The 15,527-nt window shown below is 71.5% G+C and carries 13 protein-coding genes; all 13 read right to left on the bottom strand.

The features are described from left to right. On the bottom strand, positions 1–1,437 hold a 1,437-nt coding region (locus tag CEY15_RS03475), incomplete at its 3' end, for a DNA polymerase IV (protein ID WP_095717330.1). A 34-nt stretch (positions 1,438–1,471) separates the two neighbouring features. Continuing rightward, entirely contained in the window at positions 1,472–4,681 is a 3,210-nt protein-coding gene (gene ileS, locus CEY15_RS03480; RefSeq protein WP_095717331.1) for an isoleucine--tRNA ligase, read from the bottom strand. Positions 4,682–4,964: 283 nt separating this feature from the next. Next, positions 4,965–5,195, bottom strand: a complete 231-nt coding sequence (locus CEY15_RS03485) for a phage holin family protein (RefSeq protein WP_017835519.1) — start codon at positions 5,193–5,195, stop codon at positions 4,965–4,967. A gap of 123 nt (positions 5,196–5,318) precedes the next feature. Then, on the bottom strand, positions 5,319–6,227 hold the full coding sequence (gene wag31 / locus CEY15_RS03490; protein WP_095717332.1) for a DivIVA-like cell division protein Wag31: 909 nt from the start codon (positions 6,225–6,227) through the stop codon (positions 5,319–5,321). A 156-nt stretch (positions 6,228–6,383) separates the two neighbouring features. Beyond that, complete coding sequence (locus tag CEY15_RS03495) at positions 6,384–6,683, bottom strand: YggT family protein (RefSeq protein ID WP_017835521.1); 300 nt, start codon at positions 6,681–6,683, stop codon at positions 6,384–6,386. 70 nt (positions 6,684–6,753) lie between these two features. Next, the gene (locus tag CEY15_RS03500; protein ID WP_095717333.1) at positions 6,754–7,449 is read right to left on the bottom strand and encodes a cell division protein SepF; all 696 of its coding nucleotides are present in this window, start codon (positions 7,447–7,449) and stop codon (positions 6,754–6,756) included. Positions 7,450–7,520: 71 nt separating this feature from the next. Further along, positions 7,521–8,249 (bottom strand): YggS family pyridoxal phosphate-dependent enzyme, encoded by a 729-nt coding sequence (locus CEY15_RS03505; protein ID WP_095717334.1) that lies wholly within the window; start codon positions 8,247–8,249, stop codon positions 7,521–7,523. A gap of 75 nt (positions 8,250–8,324) precedes the next feature. Further along, positions 8,325–9,047, bottom strand: a complete 723-nt coding sequence (pgeF, locus tag CEY15_RS03510; RefSeq protein ID WP_095717335.1) for a peptidoglycan editing factor PgeF — start codon at positions 9,045–9,047, stop codon at positions 8,325–8,327. Positions 9,048–9,051: 4 nt separating this feature from the next. Next, positions 9,052–10,233, bottom strand: coding sequence for a cell division protein FtsZ (gene ftsZ, locus CEY15_RS03515; RefSeq protein ID WP_095717336.1), 1,182 nt, complete (start codon positions 10,231–10,233; stop codon positions 9,052–9,054). A gap of 182 nt (positions 10,234–10,415) precedes the next feature. Then, the gene (locus tag CEY15_RS03520; protein WP_095717337.1) at positions 10,416–11,231 is read right to left on the bottom strand and encodes a cell division protein FtsQ/DivIB; all 816 of its coding nucleotides are present in this window, start codon (positions 11,229–11,231) and stop codon (positions 10,416–10,418) included. 30 nt (positions 11,232–11,261) lie between these two features. Continuing rightward, the gene (gene murC / locus CEY15_RS03525) at positions 11,262–12,683 is read right to left on the bottom strand and encodes a UDP-N-acetylmuramate--L-alanine ligase (RefSeq protein WP_217987075.1); all 1,422 of its coding nucleotides are present in this window, start codon (positions 12,681–12,683) and stop codon (positions 11,262–11,264) included. A gap of 83 nt (positions 12,684–12,766) precedes the next feature. Next, positions 12,767–13,885, bottom strand: a complete 1,119-nt coding sequence (murG, locus tag CEY15_RS03530) for an undecaprenyldiphospho-muramoylpentapeptide beta-N-acetylglucosaminyltransferase (protein ID WP_095717339.1) — start codon at positions 13,883–13,885, stop codon at positions 12,767–12,769. Beyond that, positions 13,882–15,525: a putative lipid II flippase FtsW gene (gene ftsW, locus CEY15_RS03535; protein ID WP_245847195.1), complete on the bottom strand. Its 1,644-nt coding sequence runs from the start codon at positions 15,523–15,525 to the stop codon at positions 13,882–13,884. The genes murG and ftsW overlap by 4 nt, the downstream gene beginning before the upstream one ends. Positions 15,526–15,527: the final 2 nt, after the last annotated feature.

The following is a 15,527-nucleotide window of genomic DNA, read 5'->3' on the forward strand; positions in this document are numbered from 1 at the left end:
CCACCCCAGGGAGTCCAGCGGATCGGCGAGTTCCAGGTCGGGATCGTCCTCGGCGAAGGTCCGCATCCTCCCGGGACCGGTGACCGCCGTCTCGAACCTGACCGACACCCGGCCGTGGCCGGAGCCCTGGACCCAGCCGTGCCCGAACTGGGGATGGCGCACGTCCGAACCCGTGCGGAACCTCTCCTGCAGTCCCTGACGCCACGCGCCGATCGCCGGTGGGGCGGAGAGCGGGTCATCCGCGGCCTCCGCACCCGGGCCCGAGGCCTCGTCGTCTGTCGTGACCGTGGTGCCGACCCCGAGGATGTCGGGGAGCTCGTCGAGTTCGTCCTGCCCGGGTCCCTGCCGCGTCCCGGGCAGGAACTCGTGCTCGAACAGGGCGTCCTGGTGGATCTCGGTCAGCCCTGACAGGCCCACGCCCAGCAGCCGGATCGCGCCGAAGTCCAGGGGGTCGGGGGCCAGCGACCGCGCGACGGCGATGATCGTCTCCAGCGAGGTCGTACCCACCGGCAACGTGAACGACCGCGTCATCGACGTGAAGTCCGTGCGCTTGATCTTGACCGTCACGGTCCGGGCCGCCCGCCCGTCGCCCAGTAGCCGCCGGTGTGCGCCCTCCGCCGATCTGCGCACGGCCGCCGCGACCTGTCCGGCGGTGGTGAGGTCAGCCGCGAAGGTGCTCTCGGCGCTGATCTGTTTGGCCTCGGCCCGTTCGTGCACCGGCCTGTCGTCATATCCCCGTGCGATCCGGGCGATCGCCGGCCCCACGGTCCTGCCGAGCGCGTGGACCACGTCGTCGTCGTCCATCGCGGCCAGATCGCCGATGGTGGAGATCCCGAACTGGGAGAGCCTCTCCCCCGCCACCGGCCCCACGCCCCACAGACTCCGCACCGGGAGCGGATACAGCACGTCCGAGTGATCGCGTCGGGGCACCACGGCGATCCCGTCGGGCTTGGCGAGCTCGGAGGCGATCTTGGCGTACTGCTTTCCCGCCCCCGCCCCCACCGAGGCCGGCAGTCCGGTGGACTCGCGTATCGCCGCCCGCAGGTCCTCCGCCCACCGGCGGGTCCGCTCGGCGTCGGCACCACGGAGCTCAGGCGGTTCGAGGAAGGCCTCGTCCACCGACACCTGCTCGACCACCGGAGCGTGCGCGGAGAAGACCTCGAACACCCGGCGGCTCAACGCGCGGTACACCGCCATCCGGGGGAACACGAAGACGGCCGAGGGGCCCACGAGCCGCCTGGCCTGGTGCGAGGGCATGGCGGAACGCGCCCCGCGGGCACGCGCCTCGTACGAACACCCCGCCACCACACCGCGACCCCCCACGCCTCCCACGAGCACCGGCCGACCGCGCAGCGTCGGCCGGGTGAGCTGCTCGCAGGAGGCGAAGAAGGCATCCATGTCCACGTGCAGGACCCACCGGTCCTGCCCGTCAGCCATGCCGGTTCCCGTCTCGGCTCAGGACCGGTCCGTGTCAGACCCGGGCCAGGGTCATCCTGACACCGTCACCGAGCTCCTCGGCGTCGCCGTCGCCCGGGGCCGACGCCTCGACGACCTCGAAATCCGTGGCCAGGACCTCGTCGGCGATCAGGCGGGCGTGACGGTCAGCCCACTCGCGACGGTCCGCCGGGACCTCCAGGCGTACCCGGATGCGGTCGGAGATGTCGAAGCCGGCGGCGCGCCGGGCCTCCTGGATCTCGCGGATCCGGTCCTTGGCCCAGCCCTCGGCCTCCAGCTCCTGCGTGACGGTCAGATCCAGCACCACCAGACCGGCCCCGCCGGGAAGCGCCGCCGTGGACTCCGGATCCGCGGCCACGAGGCGGTGCTCGTACTCGCCCTCCTGCAACTCGACGCCCCCGGCCACCACCACGCCGTCGACCTCGGACCAGTCGCCCGTCTTGGCGGCCTTGATGCACGCCTGCACCTGCTTGCCCAGCCGAGGCCCCGCCGCCCGCGCGTTGACCGCCAACTCCATCCGCCCGTGGGCGGCCACGTCGCTGGTCAGCCGCACCTCGCGCACGTTCACCTCATCGGCGATGATGCCGGTGAACGGCTCCAGCCGCTCGGCGTCGGGCATCGCCACGGTGAGCGCGTTCAAGGGCAGGCGCACGCGCAGGTGCTTTGCCTTACGGATCGAGGACACCGTGGAACACACGTCGCGGACGGCCTCCATCGCCTCGACCAGCCCGGCGTCGTGCGGGAGCTCGTCGTCGGCCGGCCAGTCCGCCAGGTGGACGGACTCCCGCCCGGTCAGCCCGGTCCACACGACCTCCGACATGAGCGGCAGGAGCGGGGCGGCGAGCCGCATGGTCGTCTCGAGCACCGTGTAGAGGGTGTCGAAGGCATCGCGCGAATCCTGCCCCGACGACTCCCCCGCCCAGAACCGCGACCGGGACCTGCGCACGTACCAGTTGGTCAGGGCGTCGGCGAACTGGCGCAGCTCGTCGCAGGCGGCGGCGATGTCCGTGGTGTCCAGGGCCCGGGTCATCGCGTCCCGGGTCGTGGCCAGACGCGACAGGATGTAGCGGTCCAGCACGTGGGGCGAATCCGTCCGCCAGGTGGCGCGCTCGGCGGCGTACAGCTGCAGGAAGCTGTAGGAGTTCCACAGCGGGAGCATGGCCTGGCGCACGCCCTCCCGGATGCCCTGTTCGGTGACCACGAGATTGCCACCGCGGAGGATGGGGGAACTCATGAGGAACCAGCGCATGGCATCCGAGCCGTCGCGGGCGAACACCTCGTTGACGTCCGGGTAGTTGCCCTTGGACTTGCTCATCTTGAGCCCGTCGTTGCCCAACACGATGCCGTGCGCGGCGACGTGAGTGAACGCGGGCCTGTCGAAGAGGGCCGTGGCCAGGACGTGCAGCGTGTAGAACCAGCCCCGGGTCTGGCCGTTGTACTCCACGATGAAGTCGCCCGGGTTGTGGGTCTCGAACCACTCCTTGTTCTCGAAGGGGTAGTGGACCTGGGCGAACGGCATGGACCCGGACTCGAACCAGCAGTCGAACACGTCGGCCACCCGCCGCATGGTGGACCTGCCGGTCGGGTCGTCGGGGTTGGGCCGGGTCAGCTCGTCGATGTACGGACGGTGCAGATCCGTGGGTCGCACGCCGAAGTCGGCCTCGAGCTCGTCGAGAGACCCGTAGACATCCACGCGCGGGTAGGCGGGGTCGTCGGACTCCCAGACGGGGATCGGCGCGCCCCAGTACCGGTTTCGGTTGATGTTCCAGTCCCGCGCGCCCTCGAGCCACTTGCCGAACTGCCCGTCGCGGACGTGCTCCGGCATCCAGGTGATGTGCTCGCGGTTGAGCTCGACCATCCGGTCCCGGAACGCGGTGACCTTGACGAACCACGCGGGCAGCGCCATGTAGATGAGCGGCTGACCCGAGCGCCAGGAGTGCGGGTACGAGTGCTCGATGGTCTCGTGCCGGATCAGCCGGCCCGCGGTCCGCAGGTCGCGGGAGATGGGGGCGTTGGCGTCAAAGACCAGCTGGCCGGCGTACGGCGGCACCTCGGAGGTGAATTTGCCGTCCGGCCCCACCGGGATCACCAGCTCGATCCCGGCGGCGTCGCAGGCGTCCTTGTCCTCCTCACCGAAGGCGGGTGCCAGGTGCACGATGCCGGTACCGGACTCGGTGGTGACGTAGTCGGCCGACAGCACCACGTGCGAGTTGGGGTGGCCGGCGAAGAAGTCGAACGGCGGGACGTACGGCAGCCCCACCAGTGCGGAACCCTTGGCCGTGGCCACCACCTCCGCGTCCTCACCGAACTCGGGGGCGTACACCCCACGGCGGGCCTCGGCCACGACGAAGCGTCGGCCGGCGAGCTCACCCGTGTTCACCTGCACCACGCAGTAGTCGATGTCGGGGTGGACGGCGGCGGCCAGGTTGGACGGCAGGGTCCAGGGGGTGGTGGTCCACACCAGCACCTCGGCCCCGTGGAACGGGCTGGACTGCGGGGCCTCGAGCGGCAGGCCGACCGTGACCGCGGGGTCCTGTCGCATCTTGTACGCGTCGTCCAACCGCGTCTCCTGGTTGGACAGGGGCGTCTGCTCGTACCAGGAGTACGGCAGCACGCGGAAGCCCTTGTAGACCAGGCCCTTGTCGTAGAGGCGTTTGAACGCCCACAGGACGGACTCGGTGAAGTCGATGTCCAGGGTCTTGTAGTCGTTCTCGAAGTCCACCCAGCGGGCCTGGCGGTGGACGTAGTCCTCCCACTCGTCGGTGTAGCGCAGGACCGACGTCTCGCACGCCGCGTTGAACTCGGCCAGACCCATCTCGAGGATCTGCGACTTCTCGGTGATCCCCAGCTGCTTCTCCGCCTCGAGCTCGGCCGGCAGACCGTGACAGTCCCAGCCGAACCGGCGCTCGACCAGGTACCCGCGCATGGTGCGATAGCGCGGGATCACGTCCTTGACGTACCCGGTGAGCAGATGCCCGTAGTGGGGTAGGCCGTTGGCGAACGGGGGGCCGTCGTAGAAGACGTACTCGTGGGCGTCCGCTCGCCTGCGGACGGACTCCCGGAAGGTGTCGCGCTCGTCCCACCGGGCCAGGACGGTCTGCTCGAGCGCGGGGAACGACGGCGACTGCGCGGTGGTGCCGCCGGTGAGGTCGAGAATCGGGTACGCGCTACCCGTTGCGGTGGGCTCGGTGTTCACAGACTCGGTGTTCACAGACTCGGTGCTCATGTGGGCGGACTCCTCGAGGTACGGGCCCGCACGAGCTGGTACCCGTGGGGCCGACAGGCCTGCGCTCGGGGACGAACCGGACGCGACTGGCGCATCCGTCCGCGGTACCACCCCGTTTGGCGTCGACGGTGCGACGCCCACTCGTGGGTCGGGGGCCCTGACTGGCTCCCCCGGTTCGGTTCTACTGAGCCGCCCCCACCTCGGGGCCGACCGTTCTTCCGAGCGCTCCCCGGTGATGGCCGGATCTCAACGCATCCGGCTCAGCGCCGGACATCGGATGATGTTACCTGTCGCTGTGGGCGTCCGTCTCCTCCGCCTCGTCGCTCGCGTCCGGCGGAGTCGCGCCGGAGCCGTCACGGGCCGTCCTCCCGCGGAGAAGATCCATGAGCAGCAACAGCAGGCCGAGGGCGCCGGCCACGATGCAGGCCCACGCCCACCCGATCTGCCCGGTCGCCACGGCCGCGACCAGGAAGGCGAAGCCGAGCAGCGTCAGTCCGAGTGCGGCGACGAGCATGCGTTCCTCCTGCCGTGGTGCGAGTCGTGGAATGCACCGGCTCCGGGGCGGACCCACTCCCCGAATATACGTCGGTCCCCGCACCCTGGGCAGGGGCGGGGACCGGACGCGACGGTGCGGGGTCTACTCGGCGCGGTGGCCGCCGTCCTTCTTGCCACCCTGATCCGGCGCGCCGGCGTTCTCGGCCGGTGCGGTGGGGGCGGCGGACCCGGACTTGCCGAGTTCGGTCAGTTGGTTCTCGAGGTAGCTGGTGAGGCGGCTGCGGTAGTCCTTCTCGAAGGTCCGGAGCTGCTCGATGCGACCCTCCAGCACCCCGCGCTGCTGGTTGATGGTGGCCATGATCTCGGTGTGCTTGCGCTCCGCGTCGGCCTGCAGGGCGTCGGCCTTGGCCTGTGCTTCCTTGATCTGCTGCTCGGAGCGGGTCTGGGCGTCCTTGACGATCCCGTCGGACTTGGTCTTGGCCTCGCCGAGGATCTTGTCGGCCTCCCTGCGGGCATCCCCGACCATCTTCTCCGACTGGTTCTTGGCGTCGCCGACGAGGCGATCGGACTCGCCACGGGCCTTGGCCATGAGTCCGTCGGACTCCTTCTTGGCCTCGCCCGTGAGGCGGTCCGCCATCTCCTGTGCCATCGCGAGGACGCGGGCCGCGCGGAGATGGGTGTCCGAGTTCGCGGAACCGCTGTCCTCGCTCGCGAGGGACGGGGTGGCCGCAGGCGCCGGGGTCGGCGCGGGGGCGGCGGGCGCGGGAGGCGGGGTGGCGGCCCGCGGTTCCTCGACGCGGCCGGCACCCGAACCGCTCGCGGAGTCGCCGGAGGCCTTGTCGGACTTGTCCGCCGACTTGCGGGCCTTCTCGAGGTCCTTGGTCAACTCGTCGACACGCTGACGGAGGTCGTCGTTGTCCTCCACGAGGGTTCCGAGCTCCTCCTCTACCAGGTCGAGGAACTGGTCGACCTCGTCCTCGTTGTAGCCCCGCTTACCGATCGGCGGCTTTGAGAACGCGACGTTGTGCACATCGGCTGGAGTCAAGCGCATGGGATACCCCTCGTGGTCGTCTCGGGTGCCGGCCCGGCGTTCTCGAACCGGACCCACGACTTCATTACTACCTTAACGCGTGCCAATCTAGTCACATTCGGCCCGCGCGTCACCAGCGGCCCGCCTACACGCGTCACCTGTGTCCCGCCACGCCCCTCACGCGACGCTGGTGATCATGATCCGCAGGACCAGTTGGATCACGATGATGATCACGAAGAGCACCAGCACCGACAGGTCCAGGGAGACCTGTCCGAGCCGGACCGGCTTGATGACCTTGCGCAGCGCCTTGACCGGAGGATCGGTGATGGTGAACAACCACTCGAGGACCACCGCCAGGACACCGCGGGGGCTCCAGCCACGGGAGAACGAGGCGATCATCTCCACGACGATCCTGGCGAGGAGCAGATACCAGAAGACCTGGGTGATGATGTAAAGGACCAGCAGGATTTCACGCACGGGACAAGCCTACTGGCAGCGATCGACGCCGCGCCGCGGGCACCCGGTCAGACGGGGTGACCACCCGGGGTCAGCGACGGAACGCGCCGTTGACCGCGTCCCGGACCTCCGCCTCGGTGAGGTCCATTCCGGCCGGCTGCAGCAGGAAGGTGCGCTCGCGATCGGTGACCTTCTCCATGCGGCCGTCGAGGCCGAAGACCAGACCGGCGGCGAAGTCGACCATCCGGCGCGCGTCCCCGGAGGCCATCGTGGACAGATCCAACACCACGGCGCGGCCCGCGCGGAAGTGCTCCCCGAGGCTCTTGCCGTCACCGAATCCCCGCGGACGCTCGACCACGGTCTCGGGGAGGGTCACCAGGCCGTCCTCGACGAAGTCCTCCTCCGGGGCCAGGGCGACGGCGCCGCGGGTGACGGGGACGCCGCGGAGCGAGGCCCGGGCCCCGGCCTCGGCGGCGTGGTAGCGCCTCGGGCGCGGGGCGGGGTCGTCGAGACCGCGGTGGCGACGGTCCGGGGTGGGCTCGTCGACGGGATCGAGGTCACCCAGCCGGGGCCGGGGGGTCGCCTCGTCGCCGTACCGATCGGCGGCGTACCCGTAGTCCGCCCGGCGATCGCGGGCGACTCCGCCGAGGTCGTCGGCCTCGTGCAGCGCACGGGAACCGCGGATGTCGTGGTGGATCGGGCGGTCGTAGTCGTCCAGGTACTCGTCCTCGTACGCCGCGACGGGCGACATTCCGAAGTACTCCTTGAACCGGGCGATTGCGCTCATCTTCCGGGGACCTTCCTGATACGGGTCGTCGCGGGCCGTTCCTCGTGGGGAAGGCCCCACGATGCTGGACCTCAAACTACTGGCCGTGGTCCCAGGATCGCCGTTCCGACACGCACGCAGGTCGAACCGGCGGCGATCGCGGATTCCAGGTCGCCGGACATCCCGGCGGAGAACTCGCGGGCCCCCGGGTGATCGCGCCGCAACTCCTCCGCCACCCGGGCGGCCTCGGCGAAGTGCGCGGCGGGCGGTCCGCTCAACGGCGGCACCACCATGAGCCCGGCCAGCCGGAGGTGGTCCAGCCCCGCGACGTGATCGGCGAGCGCGGGGAGGTCGTCGCGGGCCACTCCGCCACGTGAGGTGTCCCCGTCGAGGCTCAGCTGGAGCAGCACCGGCAGCACCCCGGGGTGGTCGCCGTCCGCCGCGGCCCGGCCCCTGCCCTTGTCGAGGCCGCTTGCGACCTTGACCGAGTCGACCGAGTGCACGCGGTCCGCCCACCCGGCCACCGCGGCGGCCTTGTTGGACTGGATGTGGCCGATCATGTTCCACCGCACGGCCCGCGCCAGGTCCGGTTCGGTCGCCGACAGGTCGGCCACCTTCGCGGCCGCCTCCTGCACCCGGTTCTCCCCCAGGTCGCGCACCCCCAGGCGGGCGAGTCGTGCGACGTCGCCGACCGGGTGGAACTTGGTGACGACGACGAGGTCGACGCCGTCCTGACGGCCCGCCGCCGCCAGCGCCGCGTCCAGTCGCTCCCTGGTCTCGGCGAGCCTGGCGGCCAGTTCCTCGGTCCGGGGATCAGACACGGCTACCGGACACCGGACTGGCGTTTCGCTGCATGTCCGTAACCTAGCGGAGGATCGCGGCCGGTCGCCAGCCGGTCATACCTGCCGCCAGATCACGCTGGCCTGGCGTCCCGTGCGGCCCTGCCTCCGGTAGGAGAAGAGGGACTCGTCGGCGATGGTGCACCGCGGGTCGCTGTCCACGCGGTCGACGCCGAGCCCGGCGAGCTGGCGCGTCAGGCCCGCGCGCAGGTCCACCCCGGACGTCCCCGCGACGGTCCGGGTGAGACTGCCCGGCAGCGCCTTCTCCACCTCGTCCGCGAGCTCGTCGGGCAACTCGTAGTGCTGACCCGCCGCCGCCGGTCCCAGCAGGACGCTGATCCGCTCGGGCTGCGCGCCCAACGAGGTCATGGCCCCGATCAGCGCGGGGACGATACCCCCGACCGCCCCCGCGCGGCCAGCGTGCACCGCGCCGATCACACCGGCCTGCTCATCCGCGGCCAGGACGGGCACGCAATCGGCGCTCAGCACGGCCAGCGCCAACCCTGGCCGGTCGGTCACCAGTCCGTCGGTGGCCGGTACGGCTCCGCCCGTGGGGCGGGTGACCCGGGCGATCCGGGTGCCGTGGACCTGGTCCATCCACACGACGTCCGAGGCCTGCAGTCCCAGTATCCGCGCGAGGCGGGCCCGGTTGGCCGATACCGCGGACGGGGCGTCGCCTACGTGGTCACCGAGATTGAACGAGTCGAAATCCCCCGTGGACACGCCACCGCGCCGGGAGGTGACGACCCGGCGGACCCGGCCCGGGGCGTGGGGCGCCATCCGGTCAGTGCCGCATGAAGGGGGGGACGTCGATGTCGTCGTCCTCGTCCCTGCGGCGCGACCCCTGGGAACCCGCACCGGACTGGCCCGCCTCGCGGCGCTCCTCGCGACGGCCCCCGTCGAGAGGGGTCGACCCGAGCCCGGGGGCACCGCCGGTCTCGCCGGACGCCCCGGGGACCTCCTCGTCGTCGAGATGGTGGCGGCCCCGCCGTGCCCCGCCCGAGCCGGAGGTCTGACGGGAGCCGCCCTCGAACCCCGCGGCGATGACGGTCACCCGCACCTCGTCGCCGAGGGAGTCGTCGACGACGGTGCCGAAGATGATGTTCGCGTCCGGGTGCGCCTCCTCCTGCACGAGGGTCGCGGCCTCGTTGATCTCGAACAGGCCGAGGTCGCTGCCGCCTGCGATCGACATGAGTACGCCCTTGGCGCCCTCCATCGTCGTCTCCAGCAGCGGCGAGTTGATGGCGGCCTCCGCGGCCTTGTACGCCCGGCCCTCCCCCCTCGAGGAGCCGATCCCCATCAGCGCGCTGCCCGCCCCGGACATGACGCCCTTGACGTCGGCGAAGTCGACGTTGATCACGCCGGGGGTGGTGATGAGGTCGGTGATCCCCTGGACGCCGTTGAGGAGCACCTCGTCGGCGGTCTTGAACGCCTCCATCATCGACACGCCGGCGTCCCCGAGCTGGAGCAGGCGGTCGTTCGGGATCACGATCAGGGTGTCGCAGGCCTCGCGCAGGCCCTCGATCCCCGCTTCCGCCTGTCCCCCGCGGCGCTTGCCCTCGAAGGAGAACGGGCGGGTGACGACGCCGACGGTGAGCGCGCCGAGCTTGCGCGCGATGGCCGCGACGACCGGCGCGCCGCCCGTGCCGGTGCCGCCGCCCTCACCGGCCGTGACGAAGACCATGTCGGCGCCCTTGAGGACCTCCTCGATCTCGTCCTTGTGGTCCTCCGCGGCCTTGCGTCCGACCTCCGGGTCCGCGCCGGCACCGAGGCCCCGGGTCAGTTCGCGACCCACATCGAGCTTGACGTCGGCATCGGACATGAGCAGCGCCTGAGCATCGGTGTTCACCGCGATGAACTCGACGCCCTTGAGGCCCTCGTCGATCATCCTGTTCACGGCGTTGACACCGCCGCCCCCGATTCCGACGACCTTGATGACTGCGAGGTAGTTGTGCGGTGAGCTCATCGAGGCCCGGCCTTCCTTTGGGGTGTCGTGCTCGGTTGCATGCTGTCTCGACGAAAGACTCTCGCCCAACTCTCACCCTCTACTTGAGGGTTAAAGTTGCTGGTCAGAGGCGGTTTCCGCCGTCGGGTCACACGGTAGGGGCACCGGACCCGCCCGTCCACGAGGCTCGCGGGCGTGTCGGTCTACCGCGACGCCGGCAGCGCCGGATTGGAGACGTTCCAGATCTCGCCGGGCTGCTCGAGGACCATCTCCAACGCGACCGCCTTCTCGTGGTCGCGGCCGGCGGCCCCCCACTCGACGATCCGACCGTCGACGAGGGTCAGGACGATCGACGCCGGCGTCTCCACGTCCACCGAGGCGATCTCCTGCCCCGCGGTCCCCCGGACCTCGGAGAAGACGACGGACAGGTCACGGACGATCCCCGGCAGGTCGGAGCGGGCCTCCTGCCCCACGGTGAGTTCCGGGGTTCCGGGGGGCGGATCGCCCTGTCCGAAATCGATCCCCTGCCCGTCGACCAGGTGCCTCGCGCCGTCGACCTCGACCACCACCAGGGCCGTCCGTTCGATGAGCGAGATCCGCAGGGTCGACGGGTAGTCGCGGGTGACGGTGACCTGGTCGACCCTCGGTATCCCCGCGACACGCCGCGCCACCGCGTGGGTGTCCACCTGGAGCAACGGGGTTCCGGGGGCCACCGCCGCCCGCTCGGTCACCGCCTCCACCGGGATCGTGCTGGTCCCGGTCACCTGGACCTGCCGGACGGAGAACACCGGCAGGAAGTACATCGCGATGTACCCGACCAGCAGGACGACCAGGGCCACACCGAGCCCGATGTAGATACGGTTGGTGCGCCGTCGCCGCCTGCGCAGGGTGGCCCGGACCGCGGGGTCCGAGTGGCGCACCCGCTCGTCGGAGCGGCGGACGGCGGCCGCGGCGAGCCGTCGGTCGGGATCGTCCGACGTCGTCGGATCCGCCGCGTCCTCGCGTGGCTCGTCGGTCACCGCGGTGTCCCCCTCACGAGGCGGCCCTCGTCATGACCCCGTCCCGCTCCCCGTGGGTCCGCCCACGATCCTCGGGCCGAGCGTCGTGATGTCCCCGGCCCCGAGGGTGAACACCACGTCGTCGGGCCGGACGATGTCGACGACCGTGGCCAGGGCCGAGTCGAGGTCGGGCACGTGGTGGGCCGGGGAGCTGACGTGGCGGGCGACGAGTTCACCGTCGACCCCGGGCTCGGGCTGCTCGCGCGCGCCGTACACGTCGAGCACCACCACCTCGTCGGCGAGGGACAGGGCCCGCCCGAACTCCTCGGCGAAGATGCGGGTCCGGGAGTACAGGTGGGGCTGGAACACGGCGATCAGGCGGCCGCCGTCCGCGGAGACGATCTCCCGCCCCGCGCTCAACACCGCCCTGACCTCGGTCGGATGGTGCGCGTAGTCGTCGAAGACCCGCACCCGACCACCCGGGACGGTGGCGGTGCCCTTGGGCTCGAACCGCCGCCCCACGCCCCCGAAGCCGGACAGGCCGGACAGGAAGTCCTCGACGTCGATCCCGGCGACCCCCGCGACCTCCCGGGCTGCGAGTAGGGCCGCGAGGGCGTTGAGCGCCATGTGGCGACCCGGGGTACCCACGTGGAGGTCCCCGCGCGGGCGACCGTCGAGCGTGAGAACGGCCCGGGTCCCGCCGGAATCGACGTCGATCCCGGCGAGTTCCCCCGCGACCGGCAGGTCGGTCTCCGCGCCGCCCGCGGTGCGGTACCCCACCACCCGGACACCCGCGGACGCCGCACGGCGGGCGCGCTCGACCGCTCCCTCGTCGTCCAGGCACACCACCAGGGCGCCGGTGTCCGGGATCCGGGCGAGGAACGTGTCGAAGACCTCGAAGTACGCCTCCGCCGTGCCGAAGTGGTCGAGGTGGTCGGGCTCCGCGTTGGTGAGGATCACCACGTCCGGCTCGTAGTGCACGAGCGAGCCGTCGGACTCGTCGGCCTCGGCCACGAACACCGGATCCGCGCCGCCGTGCGCGTTGGTGCCGAACTGCAGGACCGTGCCCCCCACCGCGAAGGACGGGTCCGCGCCGGCGGCGAGCATCCCGGCGATCAGCATCGACGTGGTGGAGGTCTTGCCGTGCGTGCCGCACACCATGATCGAGCGACCCGCCCGCGCGAGGTGGCCCAGGACCTGGGACCGGGTCACCACGGGGATCCCCGCCGCCCGGGCCGCGACCAGCTCGGGGTTGTCCGCGGGGATCGCGGCCTTGGAGACCACGACGATCTGCGGCGGGGAGTCGAGCGCGTCCACGGCGGCCGCGTCGTGGCCGACCCGGACCACGGCGCCGAGGGACTCGAGGGAACGGAGGTCCGCCGAGTCCCGGGCGTCACTGCCCGAGACCGCCACCCCGTGGTCGAGCAGGATGCGGGCGACGGCGGACATCCCCGCGCCGCCGATGCCGATCATGTGGACACGACCCAGGGTGTCGGGAACGGACCCCGTCGTGAAGTCGTCCCCGGTGGAGCGGGCCTCCGGTGTGGTGCTCTCGGTCAACGCCGTGCCTTTCCGGCGGCGTCGATCGCGATCCGCGCCACGACCTCCGCCGCATCTCGTGAGCCGCCACTGACGGCGGCCGCGGACATGGTGTCCAGCCGGTCGCGGTCCAGTGCGAGTGGCAGGACCGTGGACCGGAGGTGGTCCGGTGTGAGCGCCGCGTCCTCGACGAGCAGCGCCGCCCCGCCCGCCACCAGGTCCCGGGCGTTGAGCGCCTGCTCCCCGTTGCCGTGCGGGAGCGGGACGAACACGGCGGGCAGCCCCACCGCGGACACCTCGGCCACCGTGATCGCCCCGGACCGGCACAGGATCAGATCGGCCGCCGCGTACGCCAGGTCCATCCGGTCCAGATACGGCACGGTCACGTAGGCGGGGCCGTCCCCCGTCACGACCGGCGCGTCACCGAGGTTCTTGGGCCCCACGGCGTGCAGCACGCCGACGCCGGCGTCGGAGAACTCCTGCGCCACCACGGCCATCGCCGAGTTCAGGGATCGGGCTCCCTGGGATCCACCCACCACCAGCACGGTCGGCGCGTCGGGGTCCAGCCCTAAGGTCGCCCGCGCCTCGGCCCGCAACGCTTCCCGGTCGAGGCCGGCCACCGCCCGCCTCACCGGATTGCCCACCACCCGGGCGTCCAGTCCGGATCCACTGACCGCGGCCAGCGTGGCCACCGCGAACCGTGCGCCGAGCTTGTTGGCGATCCCGGCGCGGGCGTTGGCCTCGTGGACCACGATCGGGACCCGGCCCCTGGTGAGGGCGGCCGCCAGGTACACGGGGACACACGCGTACCCGCCGAACCCCACCACGACGTCGGCCTCCGTCCGGCGCAGTACGGCGCGCGCGCCGCGCACCGCGCGCGCCAACCGTGTCGGCAGGCGGAACAGGTCCCCCCCGACCTTCCGGGGCAGGGGAACGGGGTCGACCAACTCGAGGGGGACACCGCGGCGCGGGACCAACTCGGTCTCGAGACCCTTCGGGGTGCCGACAGCGGTGACACGGGCATTCGGATCCAGCTCGGCCACGGCCTCACCGACGGCCAGGGCGGGTTCGATGTGGCCCGCGGTACCGCCTCCCACGACCAGGACTGACAGAGCGTCGGTGCGCGGCGCGCTCATCGCTCCCGTCCCCGGTGGATGGGACTGGGTCCAGCACCGCCCGGCGACTGGCGGGATCCGGGGTCGGCCGCGGGTCGCCGCGGCCGGCGCCGGTCGTCGTCCCGGGCTCGGACGGGCTTGGCGTTGCGCCCGGTCATGGCGGTGGCCCCACGGCGTCGGTCCCGGGCGGCGTCGGCCGGGATCGGCATCGACTCGTACCGCGGACCGGCGGGCGCACCGCGCGCCGGCCGCGGTGCCGGTGCGGGCTGGGCGGCCCTGCGTCGGGGCGACGGTTGGCGGGTGACGGGCTCGCCGTAGCGCCGGGCGCCGGCGCTCGAGCGGCCGGGGGCGTCCGAGGCGGGAACCGGGCGCTCAGGGGTGTAGGGGCGCGGATCCGGGAGGGTGAACCACCGACGCCGGCGCCGCTCGGGGGAGCTGAGGATCGCGGAGATGGCCTCGGGCTCGTGCCGGGCGCAGTTGGCGAGGAGTCCGAGCGACACCAGGGTGACCACCGCCGAGGTGCCACCGTTGGAGATCAGAGGTAGCTGGAGGCCGGTGACCGGCAGCAGGCCCACCACGTACCCGATGTTGATGAACGCCTGCAGGACGATCGTCGTGGTGATGGTGCCGGCGAGCAGTCGCCGGAACGGGTCGGCCGAGCGCAGCGCGATGCGCATACCCGCCCATCCCAACGCCAGGTACAGCGAGACGACGACCGCGGCCCCGAACCAGCCGAGTTCCTCTCCGATGATCGCGAAGATGAAGTCGTTGGTCGCCTCGGGGAGGTAGAACCACTTGGCACTGGACTGACCGAGGCCGACCCCGAACAGGCCGCCCTCGGCCAGGGAGAGCATCCCCTGATACGACTGGTACGCCGATCCCTGCGGGTTGGAGAAGTCCCCGACGAAGGTGTTGGCGAACGTCCTGACCCGTTCGAACCGGTAGGCGAACGTCACCGCGAGCACGCCGAACACGACGGTGCCGAAGGCGATCACCCACACGAAGTGCCGGGTCGGATACCCGGCGAACCACAGCACGCACAGGAAGGCGAGGGTCACCGCCGTGGCCATCCCGAGGTCGGGGGCGACGACGACGAGGGCGGCGACCACCCCGTAGCCCACGATGGCCGGGAAGAGCAGATCGAGCCAGTACCCGGTGCGTATCCGCTTGGCCACCACCGACGAGGCCCAGACGATGAACGTGAACTTGGCGATCTCCGCGGGCTGGATCGCGAAGAACCCGAGGTCGATCCATCCGCGGGAGCCGTTGATCTCCATGCCGACGCCCGGGATCAGGACGGCGATGAGCAGCCCGATGGACACCAGCAGCATCGGCAGCGCGGCTGCTCGGAGAAGCTCGAACCGCATACGCAGGGCGACCACGAACCCCACCCAGCCGATCGTCACGAAGACCGCCTGGCGGAGGAAGATGTCGAAGGGTGTGCCGCCACCGGAGAACGCGAGGACGTTGGAGCTCGAGAGCACCATCCCCAGGCCGATCACCGTGAGCAGGGCGGTGACCACCATGACCACGTGGAAGGAGGTCAGCGGCGCACGGTTGATCGCCGCCAGCGGCGCGGCGATACGACCCAACAGGTCGGGCCGGGGTGCGGTGCCGGCATCGTCGGCGTTGTCCCGGCGAGCGGATTCGTGAAGTGTCATGC

It is taken from the genome of Dietzia natronolimnaea (assembly GCF_002289575.1).
In the GTDB taxonomy this organism is placed as follows: Bacteria; Actinomycetota; Actinomycetes; order Mycobacteriales; family Mycobacteriaceae; genus Dietzia; species Dietzia natronolimnaea_A.

What these genes read in the sequence shown, in the direction of transcription:
- ileS (WP_095717331.1), bottom strand. Translation starts at nt 4,681, where the DNA reads ATGAGCACCGAGTCTGTGAACACCGAGTCTGTGAACACCGAGCCCACC.
- CEY15_RS03485 (WP_017835519.1), bottom strand. Translation starts at nt 5,195, where the DNA reads ATGCTCGTCGCCGCACTCGGACTGACGCTGCTCGGCTTCGCCTTCCTG.
- wag31 (WP_095717332.1), bottom strand. Translation starts at nt 6,227, where the DNA reads ATGCGCTTGACTCCAGCCGATGTGCACAACGTCGCGTTCTCAAAGCCG.
- CEY15_RS03500 (WP_095717333.1), bottom strand. Translation starts at nt 7,449, where the DNA reads ATGAGCGCAATCGCCCGGTTCAAGGAGTACTTCGGAATGTCGCCCGTC.
- pgeF (WP_095717335.1), bottom strand. Translation starts at nt 9,047, where the DNA reads ATGGCGCCCCACGCCCCGGGCCGGGTCCGCCGGGTCGTCACCTCCCGG.
- ftsZ (WP_095717336.1), bottom strand. Translation starts at nt 10,233, where the DNA reads ATGAGCTCACCGCACAACTACCTCGCAGTCATCAAGGTCGTCGGAATC.
- murC (WP_217987075.1), bottom strand. Translation starts at nt 12,683, where the DNA reads ATGATCGGCATCGGCGGCGCGGGGATGTCCGCCGTCGCCCGCATCCTG.
- murG (WP_095717339.1), bottom strand. Translation starts at nt 13,885, where the DNA reads ATGAGCGCGCCGCGCACCGACGCTCTGTCAGTCCTGGTCGTGGGAGGC.
- ftsW (WP_245847195.1), bottom strand. Translation starts at nt 15,525, where the DNA reads ATGACACTTCACGAATCCGCTCGCCGGGACAACGCCGACGATGCCGGC.